Genomic DNA, 13,427 nt, shown 5'->3' with positions numbered 1-13,427 from the left:
AGGCTACCTTTTGCTTCTGAGTTCACTGATTCGTTTCGGATGCACGCCCAGATAAGAGGCCACATCCTTGACCGGGATACGGTGTACAGGATAGATTTCCCGAAACTTACCGTACCCGTCAGCAAGCGGCAGCTTCAGCAAATGTCCGAGTACTTCGGCCCTGTCGCGGTCCTTGTGGAAAAGCATGGCGCGGAGCGTATGGGCCTCCCGGAAATTTTTAAGACAGTATCCGATCACATGATCAGGAAGCGAAAGCAGCACGGTATCTTCGAGCATAATAAGGTAATCCGCAGAAGGTATGCTCTTGTATGCATTGACTTCCAATAGCAGGATTTCATCCTCATGCCAGAAACGGGTGACATGCTCGTTACCGACCTGGTCATAGTAGGAAGCTTTCAATATACCGTGGGCCACAAACCAGACTGATGAACTTCTGAGAGGTTCGCGCAGAGCCCTGCCCTTTTTAAAGATATGCTGCTGAAGTTTTTTAGACAGAAGCTCCTCGAATTCAGGCCGGATGGGATGAAGGTGTGAAAGGTAGGTGATTAACCGGGATTTGTTCATAAGCTGATTTAGTTAGAGTCCGTCAAATTTTCTGATAGCTGCCATTGCGTTTTCCAGAATGGCGAGTACTGCTTTTTTATCCTTGTCTTCGGGTGTATACGATCTTTTGCGCATACTGTCCCAGGAGAGATTTACCCGTTCTTTTGAAGACAGATAAGGGACCAGATGTCTGAACACGGCGTGCACAGTACCCCTTTCCAGTACACCTTGGCTCGAGAAAGCCCGTATAAGGATCGCGATCTGATCTGCATTCAGGGCGAGTTTCACTTTTGCCTGTGGCCCTGACGGGTTACCGTGCTCTGATCGCATTTCCAGCGGGTTTACCTCCCACTGGTACTTCTTTTCCAGATAAGCGATCTCATGTGCAAACCAGTTTCCGATTACATGTTTTACCCCTTTGTATTTCGGTTTCAGTTTGACACCTGGCCTGATATGCATCTGGTTAAATTCCTTGTACGCCAGAAAGAGCTGATCCATCTTATCTGAAAAGGATCCGAAACAGTTAATCCTGGCCGCAACCCTTTCTGTATAGTAGTTCAGGTAAGCCCTTTTATTGAAATTCATGTAGATCAGAAACTCGTTAACTGCCTGATAAACCTTTGCCTCAGTTCTCAGATCTGCTGCCTGCTCCAGTCCCAGGATCAGTTCTTTCATATAACCGGCCTGCGCAAAACTGACCCTTCTGTTATCCTGTTTGCTGAAAAACTGTTGCAATGTCCCCAGTACAATTTCGATCAGTGCCTTATCGCTGATCCGCCGTGCTAACCTGACTTTCAGACGGCCGAGTCTTGCCTTCATCTCGTCCCTGGTTTTTTGCATGCAGACAGCCGGGACCGGCTGCTCCATCCCCAAATATTTCAAATACCGGTCTTCCAGAAAGGACAGCAGTTCGTGAAGATCACTAACGATCGCTGTGGACAACTTTCTGAGATGATCCGGCACCTGCAGCATCCGGTTATGGTTGTCGTAGGCCTGATCGGCCAGCAGGATCAGATCTGAATGGTAGCGCCGTACCAGAAATTCTATCTGAGCCTTGTTGTTCAGACCATAAATCTCCCTTTTGACCTCCCAGAGCCACTTGTCTTTCTGCCCGGATGCAGTGATCAGAATTGCATCCGTTTGCTGCTTTGTAATCTCCGGTAAATCGGTCCTTGCAGGGTTCAAAGTGACCGAAATCAGCGAATCATACCACTCGAGTGTGTAACGATATTCCATGACAACGCTTGTTAATAGATGAATATCAACTGCTTAAATTTTACTCATGTCTTTCAGAAATCGCTTCGATGAGGGCTATACGTTTTTTAATTATTTAAAGTAATCGTATGACATTATGTGTCAATTGAACACCAAACTTATTTTTCCATTTAATTTATTTCGGTTACATCTTAATTTTTTTTAATTTATTTCGGCGACCGTACTGATCGTCAGGGACTTATTTAATATCATTTAAAAACTTTATCTACTATGAGAAAAAGAAACAGAAAGAGGACAGAAATGAGGCTTATGCAAGCTGCCGGAGAAATTTTCCTTGCAGAAGGCTACCAAGAACTCGGCGTAAACAAGATCGCAAGGCATGCGGATGTAAACAAAGGATTAATTTACCGCTACTTCGGCACGCTGGAAATCCTGTTTAAAAGATACATTGAACAGCAGGATTTCTGGAGCCCTTACAAGGAAAACATTGATCAGATACTTGAAGAAAACAAGGCCGATTCAGGAAAGTCGCTGGCAAAAAAAATCCTGCACGAACAACTCGAATACTTCTATAAGAACAAGCAGATGCAGGAGCTGATTCGCTGGGAAATAACTGAGAAAAATGATATTTCCAGGGGCGTATCAAACATGCGGGAATATGCAGGTGATCAGATGCTCGGTCTGACAGATGCCCACTTTGGAAACACACAGGTAAGTTTCCGTGCAGTCATGACCCTGCTGATAGGTGGAATCTATTATTGTGTACTGCATGACAAAACCAACGGCAGTAAATTCTGTGGCCTGGATATCAACCATCCGGATGATATGCGGCAGTTGCACAAAACGATGGATCAGATCATAGACTGGGCATACCAAAGTGCAGTTGACAGCAAACCGTAATAACCGTGAAGCAAACAATTCTACTTGCATTTAAAAAGCAATCTGGACACTTAGGACATAATCCTACTTTCATTATGCAACAGCTCACCTGTATCCTATCTTTGAAAAATAACGGAGCCCACCAAACGGGCTCCTTTTTTTAGGCACAGCGCCATCATAGCTGTCCGGACCGGACAGCCTGTTAGCCGGTTCTATGTTAAGACACAACCTTCAAGCCGCCCGTCTTCCCGTGAGGCTGACAATAATTTAACCTTCGTAACACGGCGGGTTAATACAAGGATTGTCACAATCAGACTACTTTCTTCGGCTGCCCGATATTGATTCTCTCACCCTGACAGTAAGAATGTGTTTATGCCCACATCATCATGAACAGCGGTATTTCGTATCCGGTGCTGTATGCTGGTGAAGTCGAAATAGAAGCTAAATCAGGCGCAGGCATTCATCCCGGTTAACCTACCCGAAATTACCTTAGGAAGGGTCAAAACGGTACATGTTCTGTATTTTCACAATGCGTCAGCGGCTTTCGCATCCTGCTGGCTTAAGCCGCATATGATCATACCGGACTCCGCGGGCAGGCCGAAGCGCAACAAAGGAAGGTAATCATATCTGGCTATAAACTGATACTGTGATGAACGAGAAAAAAGATCCGCGAAACAAGGCCGTATTCATGCGTTTCACCAGACATGAGTTTGAAATTATTGAAAAACGTTTTAAAAACTCGACCTGCCGCAAATTCAGTGAATACGGCAGAAAAATCCTGCTTGACCAGCCGGTAACTTTCAACCACAGAAACGCATCCCTTGACGAGATGATGGTCGAACTGATACAGCTCAGAAACCGGCTGAACACGGTAGCTGACCGCTTTGAGAAGGCTTTTGAAAAGCTGCACCACATCAATGGGCCCGATCAGCTACCGGCATGGATATCAGACTATGAGTCAGACCGAAAAATCATGCTTGATCAGATCAGGACCATCCACGAGTATATCTCACAAACCGGCAGAAAATGGTTGCAGTAATCAAAACCTCGCGCTCGATCAAGGCAGCTGTTTATTACAACGAGAAGAAAATTGAACTCGGAACTGCTGAATGCCTGATGGCTGCCAACTACCCCTGCGATGCACATCAGATGACAGCGGGCCACAGACTGAACATGCTTTTGAAAATAGCAGCAATGAACCAGAATGTGAAAACAAACAGCATTCATATCACACTGAATTTTCACCCGTCCGAGAAGCTGCCGAAAACTTCACTGACTGCGATCGCCGAAAGCTATATGAGACAGATCGGCTTTGATCAACAGCCTTATCTGGTATATCAGCACCATGATGCGGCCCATCCGCATCTGCACATTGTGTCAAGTATTGTCAGACACAATGGTGAAAGAATTGATATTCTCAACATTGGCCGCAACCAATCTGAAAAAGCAAGAAAACAAATTGAACAGTCCTTCGGGCTTCTGACTGCCCAGGGGAGCACACATAAGATAAATCAGCAGCATGCACAAAGGGTAGAATACGGAAAAGACCAGACTGTCGCAGCCATTGCCACCGTTCTGAATGCGATCTTACCGGTGTACAGATACACATCTCTTTCTGAACTGAATGCCTTGCTCAGGCAGTACAATATTACCGCCGACCAAGGTACTGAAAACTCTCAGACCTATAAAAGGAGGGGGTTGGTCTACAGGATTCTGGACACTTACGGAAACAGGACCGGCGCTCCTGTAAAAGCCAGCATCCTGCCTGGCAAGCCCACGCTGAAATATCTTGAAAAACGTTTTGAGATCAACCGTCAGGCAAGACTGGCCCACGTGCCAAGGCTCCGCAGCTTAGTTGATCTCAGGCTTCTCAGAGTCAGTGACGGATCACTTCGCAGCTTTACATCCTCACTGGAAAAAGAAGCAATCAAAACCGTCGTCCGGCAGAATAAACAGGCGCAGATCACTGAGATCATCTTCGTTGATTTCAAGACAAAATCCGTATTTGACTCAAATGACCTGGGACATCAGTACACGGTCAGTGCTATCCTGGAGCGGTGCACAGGAAACACAGTTCAGGACCACTCCAGACAGCACATACCATCGCATCACAAAGGCTATGGTCACCATTACAACCGGACCAGAAATGCCTCCGCCGGACCGCCGGACCCCGTCAGTCTGAACAACCCGGCAGAAGCGGTCAACGCTGATGAAAATCTTGATCTTCTCTTTGCACCGGTGCGTGAAAACGGCTATCTGCCCTGGCAGCTCAGAAAGACCAGAAAAAGAAAACAGAAAAAACTTTCCCAGCAACTCTGAACCTGTAACATCATGGCATCAAATACCGGAGAAAATGATCAGGCACTAAGGCGGATCCTGGACATGACTCGAATGATCAGTCTGGTGCTTTTAGGCTTGCACTTTTATTATTACTGCTATACAGTGTTTGCAGGCTGGGGCCTTGTCTCACGGTTCAGTGACCGGATCATTGAAAATGTAATAAAGACAGGCCTGTTCAGCTCATTTTTTAAAACCAAAGTCCTTGCACTTGGTTTTCTTGGCATATCTCTGCTTGGTGCAAAAGGCAAAAAAGAAGAAAAACTCAGCACAGCAACAGCCCTCAAATATGCCGCTATTGGACTACTTTTTTACTTTCCTTCTCAGTGGATCCTGACTGTAAACGCCAATAACCAGACCATAAGCTGCGTGTATTTTGCCTTATGCAGTATAGGCTATATGCTGGTGCTGACAGGAGGCACAATGCTTTCACGGGTCATCCGGCTGAAAATCACTGGCCATGATATTTTTAACCGTGACAATGAAAGCTTCCCTCAGAATGAAGAGCTGATCGAAAACGAATATTCCGTTAACCTTCCGGCACGTTACCGCCTGAAAGGCAAACTGCGCTTTAGCTGGATTAATTTCATCAACCCTTTCCGTGGTATTTTGGTATTGGGATCTCCCGGCTCGGGAAAAACCTACTTTGTGATCCGGCACATTATCGCCCAGCACCTGCAGAAAGGATTCAGTATGTTTGTCTATGACTTTAAATTCGACGATCTGACTAAAATAACTTATAACAACTTTCTTAAAAACAAGCATCAATACAAAGTTGCACCAAAGTTCTATGTGATCAACTTCGACGACCTTGCCCGCTCTCACAGATGCAATCCAATAGAACCTTCCGGTCTTTCCGACATCACAGATGCTGCCGAGTCCGCAAGAACGATCCTGATGGGCCTGAATAAGGAATGGATCAGGCGGCAGGGCGATTTTTTTGTTGAATCACCTATTAATTTTCTGACTGCTATCATCTGGTATCTGCGAAAATATCAGAATGGCGAGTTCTGTACACTGCCGCATGTCATTGAGCTGATGCAGGTACAACAGGATAAATTATTTACTGTCCTTCGTGCTGAGCCTGAGATTCAGACGCTGATCAGCCCGTTTGTTTCTGCATTTATAAACGATGCCACGCAGCAGCTTGAGGGCCAGATTGCTACTGCTCAGATATCAATGGCGAGGCTCTCCTCCCCATCTTTGTATTATGTATTGTCCGGAAATGACTTCAGCCTTGAAATCAATGACCCTGATGAGCCCAAGATTGTATGTATGGGCAACAATCCTCAGAAATTACTGACCTACGGAGCGGTGCTTTCGCTCTATGTCACAAGGCTGATCAAACTTGTAAACAAAAAAGGCAGACTGAAAAGCAGCCTGGTTTTTGATGAATTCCCGACCATCTATCTCAATCATGTAGATAGTCTGATGGCAACCGCCCGCAGCAATAAGGTAGCGACAACACTGGGCCTTCAGGACCTGAGCCAGCTCCGAAAGGAATATGGCCGTGAGCAGGCTGATGTGATTATGAACATTACCGGAAACATCATCAGCGGTCAGGTATCCGGCGATACGGCCAAACAGCTCTCTGAGCGTGTAGGCAGGATCATGCAGGACCGGACAAGCTTTTCGATTAACAGGACAGACACCTCTGTAAGCCGCTCCAAACAACTGGATGCTGCCTTGCCGGCTTCAAAAATAAATACACTCAGCTCGGGGGAATTTATCGGGCTTGTATCTGATAATCCGGATAAGAAGGTTGATCTGAAGGCTTTCCACTGTGAAATCCTCAATGAACACAACCAGATCAAAAAGCAGGAGGCCTCATACCAGGAAATACCTTTGATCAGAAACCTTGACAACGCAATCGTACAGCGAAACTTCGATCAGATCCGTCAGGATGTGCAGGACATTATCGATTCAGAGATTGCAGACATGCTCAATAACCCTGAGCTGGAATATCTGGTTCTGGTAAAATAGGTGCCGTTTTGCCGGCAAAAGCCATTTACATCAGGAGCTAATTGACAAGAATGGAGATCGTTCCATCTTTGCAATGACCAAACAGCAAGACGGATTAAAGTATTAACTAAAAAATTTAACAGACTGACGGCATGGGCCGCCCTGCAATCCCCAATGGCTAAAAGCTACTGTCTATTTCATAGCATCGGTTTTAAGATATCTGTTAAAGTGTGATATGGTATGGGCAGTAATGGTGTGGTACACTTTCGGAGCGGGGCATTTTCCCGATAATCTGACAATAGTTGGAAATGAAGAAAAATCCTGATGCCCTGCAGAATCAATTTTTACGACCTGCTTTGTTGTTTTGACTTTCCTTAAAAAGTTATACGTAGAATCTTTCTTAGATATCTTGGCTTCAGGGTTACTCTCTAATCGCAGGTAAGGCACAGACAAACCGGTCTTTTTGAAGAATGGGGTATTGACAGTATATTCAAAATCCTGATCCTCTGATATTGAATAACCATAATGGTGGACCTCAGAACCATCTAATGATACGATAGCATCAACGCCTTGCGATTGCATGGCCCAGATGACGCCGGCAAATCCCCCCCAACTGTAACCTAATACACCAATTTTTGTTGTATCTATCCCAGCCATGAGTTTCAAGCGGTTTACAATTTGATCAGCATCCCTGACCTGCTCCATCAGGTCTGCATTTTTCATCGTCATATCACCAGGATAACGTCCAATTGAGTTAACGCAGGCAATGATATAGCCCTGGCTAACGAGAGATTCAAAAAGCAGGTAGTTCTCGTAACCCATCGAACCGAAACTTGCGAAGTATAAGAGGAGAGGGAATTGACGGGATACTGGCTTAGCCTGATTGTATGTATGGGTAGGGCTTTTCAAAAGAAGAGCCGGTTGAGAACAGCCAAAGCCATCGCAAAATGACTTAGCAAAAGTTATGGGTAAGCTATCAAACTTCTGAGGAGCAGCGTAAAAATTAGCCCTGTCTTGCAACAATTGTAGAAAATACCTGAATTTCAGCGTTGAATCCGATTCACCCGGTTGCGCCGGGTACCAGAGATCAATATCGATCGGTCGAAAGTACAATGGGTCGCTTTGCTCTACACCTGGTCTGTAAGTTCTCGAACTGTCAATAAATGACATAGCTCGGTATCCTACCTGGTAAACCATTGTACTGTCCACGGATCTTTGACTGGTATCTTTGTCAGAATTACATGCCGCCATTATTAACAAAATCAGGCATGAAGGAAGGTAATCAATTTTCACCATGAGCGTTTAAATCTATTGTAACCAGGGATTCCCGTTAATCAGGTACGCAGACCTACGCTGTTACGTTGCTGATTTCTCAAACGATTTACCACTGACAGGATCCTCAGAGATTAATTCCATCAGCCATTTGGTATGAGCTGCAGCCAGGGATTTACCAACCCAGGGCTCTCCGTAACAGGCCGCAAATCATTCATATTTATCAATTCGAAGTTTAGATGTTTTTGCTCATTAATTAAGGATTACTGAGATGATGTGCCAATCCGAAATCCTGCCTTTTTTAAACGGACCTAGCCATTTAAAGCAGGAAACGTAAGTAAAACTCTGAACTTATTCCCCTCGTAGGCTCTTCACGGGGTTCGTCAAAGCTGCTTTGACACTGTGAAAACTTACAGTTACCAGCGCAATTCCTGCTGCCAGCACACCTGCTACCAAAAATATCCATAACTTGATGTCAGTTTTATACGCGAAGTCCTGTAGCCACCAGGTCATAGCGTACCAGGCAAGAGGCGAAGCTAACAGAATAGCCAGACCTACCGGCCTGAGAAAATCCCTTGACAAGAGCATGACGACGCTGCCAATGCTGGCTCCCACCACTTTTCGGATACCAATTTCCTTTGTACGATTTTTTGCCGTGAACATCGCCAAACCCAATAGACCTGAGCAGGCAATACTAATTGCTACTACCGCAAACCAACTAAACAGATCGGCTACCCGTTCATCCGATTCGTACTGCCTTTGAAAATGATCATCCAGGAAAAAAAATTCAAATGCATTACCGGGAAATGCTTCCTGATAGTCTTTTTGAAGCATTGCGATTGATTGCCCCGGATGATTGCTCCGTAATCCAATCGTCAAAAAGCTACCATTCCAGGGGATATGCTGAAAAATAATTGGACGATTTGCTGTTTTTAGGGATTGCTGATGGAAGTCATTGACGACGCCGACAATCTTCTTAGGTATCACGTCGCCAATTTCCTGATTGATTGCCTGTTCAGCGGATGCAAAGCCAAAAGCCTTCAAGGCACTTGTGTTAATAATAACAGATTCGTTATCAAGTGATAAATCCTTGCTAAAATTTCGTCCCGCCAGCAGCTTTATGTTATATGTCGGTATAAAATCTTCATCAACAGCTAACATATTGCACAGTTTAAAATCGGTGGTAGCCTGATGGAATCGTTGCCATTCTGCTGTCCAGAAAATTTCCTGCCCCGGAACTTCGGAGGAAGCAGTTACGTGGCGGATATCGGTATGCGATAACATCCGGTCTTTAAAAGAGCGAATGTCATTGGTAAAGCTGTCTGTTCGTAATATTTTGGGAGCTTTAACTATAAGCTGCTGGTTGATATTCATTCCCAGATCTTGCTGCTGCATAAAAGTAAGCTGTTGATTAATGACCAGTGTAGCAATAATCAGGAAAATCGAAGCTGTAAATTGAAATACTACTAAGGATTTACGGAAAGATTCACCTCCAGTTTGCTTAGGTAAATACCCTTTTAAAATTGCAATCGGTTTAAACGAGGAAAGGACAAAAGCAGGGTAAAGTGCAGAAAGCAAAAAACCGGAAAAAATTACAGTTAAGGATACGATCCAAAATAAGGGATTCACAAGCATCGAAAAGCTACCGGTAGTCTGAATCCAGTCAGAAAAGATTACCAGCACGAGTGAAAACAGACCAATTCCGATGCACACAGATAACAAGTTAAAACCGAGAGACTCAAGAAAGAATTGCTGCATCAGTTGTCTTTTTTCACAGCCCAGTGCCTTGCGGAGACCTACTTCCTTAGCTCGTTCAATACCTCTGGCCGTGGATAGGTTTATAAAATTAAGCCAGCCTATGGCTAAAATCAGAAAAGCAACCAGAATAAGCACATAAACGATTCCAATTTTGCCGTTTGGTTCGATTTCTGATGCCGTTTGAGAGTAAAGGTGAATGGAACGCAGGGGTTGTAAAGCGAAAGTTTGCCTGACATTATATTTTCTCAGTTGTTTACCAATATGCTTTTCTATTACCCCAGACAGCCGACTCTCCAATGCTTTTGGCAAGGTACCTGGTTTAAGTAGCAGATACGTATAGAAATTAGCCCAGTACCAGCCTCCGGTGGCAAACTGCTGATTTTTAAGCAGATTCTGGATGGCAAAAACAAAATCGAAATGGATATGACTATTCACTGGAATATCAGCAAACACCCCCTCCACGATGTAGTCACCTCCCTGCCAGTCTGAACTTAAAGAAAGCGTTTTGCCAATCGGATTATGCCGACCAAAATACTTACGGGCCATCGTTTCTGAAATCACAACGGACTCAGGCCGACGCAGCACCTGATTGGCAGCACCTTTTAGCAACGGGAATGAAAATACATCAAATAAAGAAGAGTCCGCATAAAATGCCTTTTTCTCATGATGGCTGACCAATTCTCCCGATGGTTTCCGGTAACTGATCATACCATCTGCCCGGTGCAGCCGAACAAAATTCTCAACCTCAGGAAAGGTCTCTTTTATGGCCGGAGCTTCCGCGTGATAGCTGACCGTGCTGCTGCTGGTAAGAATGCCCTGCTTATAATCATCGAGTCGGATACGATAGATGTTATCTGCGCCGGTATGGAATTCATCATAGCTAAACTCAGAGAATACATATTGCGTGATCAGGAGAAAGGTAGTTATACTAGCAGCTAACCCAAATATCATAATGAATGAAATTGCCTTATTCTTCAACAGATTACGCCAGGCAACTGTGATGTAATTTTGTATCATAGCCAACGTGAGTTTAAATCGGACAATGAGTTTATGTCGTGTCTTAATGATTACAAGTTAAATATATAACTTATTTACTGGTTCACAAACTACACTATTAGTTGATCGGTGAAATCAATCTGTTGCTATAGAGCCTTTACATTCTCTCAAAACCTATGTTTGGATGAATCAGACTGGCAAAATATCTCTGTTAAAATATTGCAAAGCAATTCTGAAATTCACCCACGACAGCGTGCCGGGCTAATTTTGTTATGGTTACTAATCAGATGAGGTTATGTTACGTGTAAACAGTGCTTTCCCAACATGCGTTTGTGATGAAAGTGTCAGTTCAAAGAAAAAAAAATTAGCCTGTCACAATTATGACCACGCCTAACCGATTCGAAGATGCTCAAATACTAAGAACAGCACTCACATAATTATCTGGTCAGCACGTTGCAATTAACGTATCGCTCCAAGAACTTTTCGTATACCGATTTCTTTTGTGCGCTGTTCTGCCATGTATGTAGCCAATCCGAGCAGGCCAGGACACAGTCAATATATAAAAAAGGCTGTAGACTGTTATGATTGGCGCTCAGAGGTGAATAAGCTTGCTTTAAAACAACAAATACCGGATCCGGACACTGTAAAAGATCTGCATTTAAGCTATATCCATATGACCTGCATGTGGCTTTTTTGAAGCCGAACCCCACCTGCAAGAACTCGTGATTTATTACTATCTTTCCAGGCACTACCAGTCTTCACTTGTACGCACAAAACAATTCTGAAATTGCCTACGCCTAGCAAAACGTTTCCTGCCAACTGCCAATCAATTCGAGTCTGTTTATTTAGCTGGCAGGGGCATTTAATGCATACAGTTGTTTTATGTCAAGAAGAAACAGTATCCTCACGCAGGCGGTCCAGATGCTGACTATTTTAGGAGAGCCCAAAATCCAGTAGTTGCTCATTATTCCTAGTTTCATCACCGTGTTCATTACTCCCTATACAATCAGTATGTCTATCAGTACAGGCAAAATTAGAAACGATACAGGCCAAAGCACCTTTTGTTGATTTCCAATCAGCTTATATGCCCTGCGCAGCGGCACCAGACAGCCGCATACAACCAGCACCAATCCCATTATGCACGACAAGTATTTGCCCTGCAAATGTTACTACAGCAAGAGGCTCTGTATCCGGACACGGTTTACTTATCACTTTGGGATGCTAATTCCGGCATTAGTGACTAGTTTTACGGCTATGGCACAACTAATCAACCTCCGGTCTTTCAAGCAATTCTTCAGATCCACATCTATTGGTGGTATTATTCTCATTTTTTGTGTGATCACATCCTTAATCATTGCAAACACAGGCTTAGGGCCCGGCTTAGAAGCAATTCTCGCAACTGAGCTCGGTGCAAACTTTGCGGGCATTCACCTGCGTTACCCTATCATACTTTGGATTAATGATGGGTTGATGGCCATTTTCTTCCTTTTAGTGGGACTGGAAATCAAGCGGGAAATGGTAGAGGGAGAACTCTCATCTTTCAAAAAAGCGTCATTGCCCATACTGGCAGCGATTGGAGGTGTGATGGCTCCCGCACTGATATACTTCTCATTTAATTACGGCTCTCAGACAGCCGGCGGCTGGGGTATACCTATGGCAACGGATATCGCTTTTGCGATTGCCGTGATTTCGATGCTGGGAAAACGCGTACCGTCGTCGCTGAAAATATTTCTTTCTGCACTGGCCATCGTTGACGATCTGATGGCGATTTTAGTGATTGCCTTATTTTACTCCACTGACATTCATTTTACATATTTATTTTATGCGTCCGGCATTTTTGGCTTTTTGCTTCTGCTTAATAAATTGAAAGTAAAAAATCTGGCTGCATACCTGATTCCCGGCCTTTTTATATGGTATTTTGTGCATCATTCGGGGGTGCATGCAACCATTGCGGGGGTGTTAACTGCGTTTGCTATACCGACTACTCCGGACGCGACCGAATCCCCGCTGGAAAAACTTGAGCATATCCTGGTCAACCCGGTCAATTTTCTGATTATGCCCATATTTGCACTTGCAAATACCAATATTCATTTTGAACCGATCATGCTGCTGGGGTTGACTACCGTGTTGGGTATGGGAATTATCGCCGGCCTTGTCATTGGAAAGCCTCTTGGAATTACCATTTTTTCCTGGATTGCCGTAAAGTTAGGAATTGCCAAAATGCCCAAGCATGCATCATGGCTACACATCATTGGTGTAGGAATGCTTGGAGGGATAGGCTTTACCATGTCTATATTTATAGCTCTGCTTTCATTTTCAGGAATGGAATTGGTATTGGCAGAAGCCAAATTTTCTATATTAATCGCTTCTATTGTATCCGGAATTTTAGGCTATTTATGGCTGGGTAAAGTTGATAAAAGAAGCAAAAGATTGCCAGATACAGACCTGACAGAAGGTATATAATA

At 44.3% G+C, this 13,427-nt stretch carries 9 protein-coding genes; 5 read left to right on the top strand and 4 right to left on the bottom strand.

Annotated elements, in window-relative coordinates:
* Positions 1-3: 3 nt before the first annotated feature.
* Together DSL64_RS03730 and DSL64_RS03725 are read right to left on the bottom strand one after the other, a co-directional pair.
* Positions 4-564, bottom strand: coding sequence for a Crp/Fnr family transcriptional regulator (locus DSL64_RS03730; RefSeq protein ID WP_115829313.1), 561 nt, complete (start codon positions 562-564; stop codon positions 4-6).
* Between the two features lie 12 nt (positions 565-576).
* Positions 577-1,779, bottom strand: coding sequence for a hypothetical protein (locus DSL64_RS03725; RefSeq protein WP_115829312.1), 1,203 nt, complete (start codon positions 1,777-1,779; stop codon positions 577-579).
* A gap of 249 nt (positions 1,780-2,028) precedes the next feature.
* Between DSL64_RS03725 and DSL64_RS03720 the strand changes: the two genes are divergently transcribed.
* From DSL64_RS03720 to mobC, 4 genes are all read left to right on the top strand, one after another.
* A complete protein-coding gene (locus DSL64_RS03720) occupies positions 2,029-2,658 on the top strand; it encodes a TetR/AcrR family transcriptional regulator (RefSeq protein WP_115829311.1) in 630 nt (209 codons plus the stop codon).
* 628 nt (positions 2,659-3,286) lie between these two features.
* Complete coding sequence (locus DSL64_RS03715) at positions 3,287-3,676, top strand: plasmid mobilization protein (protein WP_115829310.1); 390 nt, start codon at positions 3,287-3,289, stop codon at positions 3,674-3,676.
* Positions 3,664-4,956 (top strand): relaxase/mobilization nuclease domain-containing protein, encoded by a 1,293-nt coding sequence (locus DSL64_RS03710; protein WP_115829309.1) that lies wholly within the window; start codon positions 3,664-3,666, stop codon positions 4,954-4,956. The genes DSL64_RS03715 and DSL64_RS03710 overlap by 13 nt, the downstream gene beginning before the upstream one ends.
* A 12-nt stretch (positions 4,957-4,968) precedes the next feature.
* Positions 4,969-6,957 (top strand): conjugal transfer protein MobC, encoded by a 1,989-nt coding sequence (gene mobC, locus DSL64_RS03705; protein ID WP_115829308.1) that lies wholly within the window; start codon positions 4,969-4,971, stop codon positions 6,955-6,957.
* Positions 6,958-7,128: 171 nt separating this feature from the next.
* Here the strand turns inward: mobC and DSL64_RS03700 are convergent, their stop codons facing one another.
* Together DSL64_RS03700 and DSL64_RS03695 are read right to left on the bottom strand one after the other, a co-directional pair.
* Positions 7,129-8,232, bottom strand: coding sequence for an alpha/beta hydrolase (locus DSL64_RS03700; RefSeq protein WP_115829307.1), 1,104 nt, complete (start codon positions 8,230-8,232; stop codon positions 7,129-7,131).
* A gap of 327 nt (positions 8,233-8,559) precedes the next feature.
* Entirely contained in the window at positions 8,560-10,983 is a 2,424-nt protein-coding gene (locus DSL64_RS03695; RefSeq protein WP_115829306.1) for an ABC transporter permease, read from the bottom strand.
* A gap of 1,233 nt (positions 10,984-12,216) precedes the next feature.
* Here DSL64_RS03695 and nhaA point away from each other — a divergent pair.
* Positions 12,217-13,425, top strand: coding sequence for a Na+/H+ antiporter NhaA (gene nhaA / locus DSL64_RS03685; protein WP_115829304.1), 1,209 nt, complete (start codon positions 12,217-12,219; stop codon positions 13,423-13,425).
* The last annotated feature ends 2 nt before the right edge of the window (positions 13,426-13,427 follow it).

The sequence above is a fragment of the Dyadobacter luteus genome, from assembly GCF_003383615.1.
Taxonomy (GTDB): domain Bacteria; phylum Bacteroidota; class Bacteroidia; order Cytophagales; family Spirosomataceae; genus Dyadobacter; species Dyadobacter luteus.
Note: the sequence above shows the minus strand (reverse complement) of the source record. Positions and strands in the feature narration are given on the sequence as shown.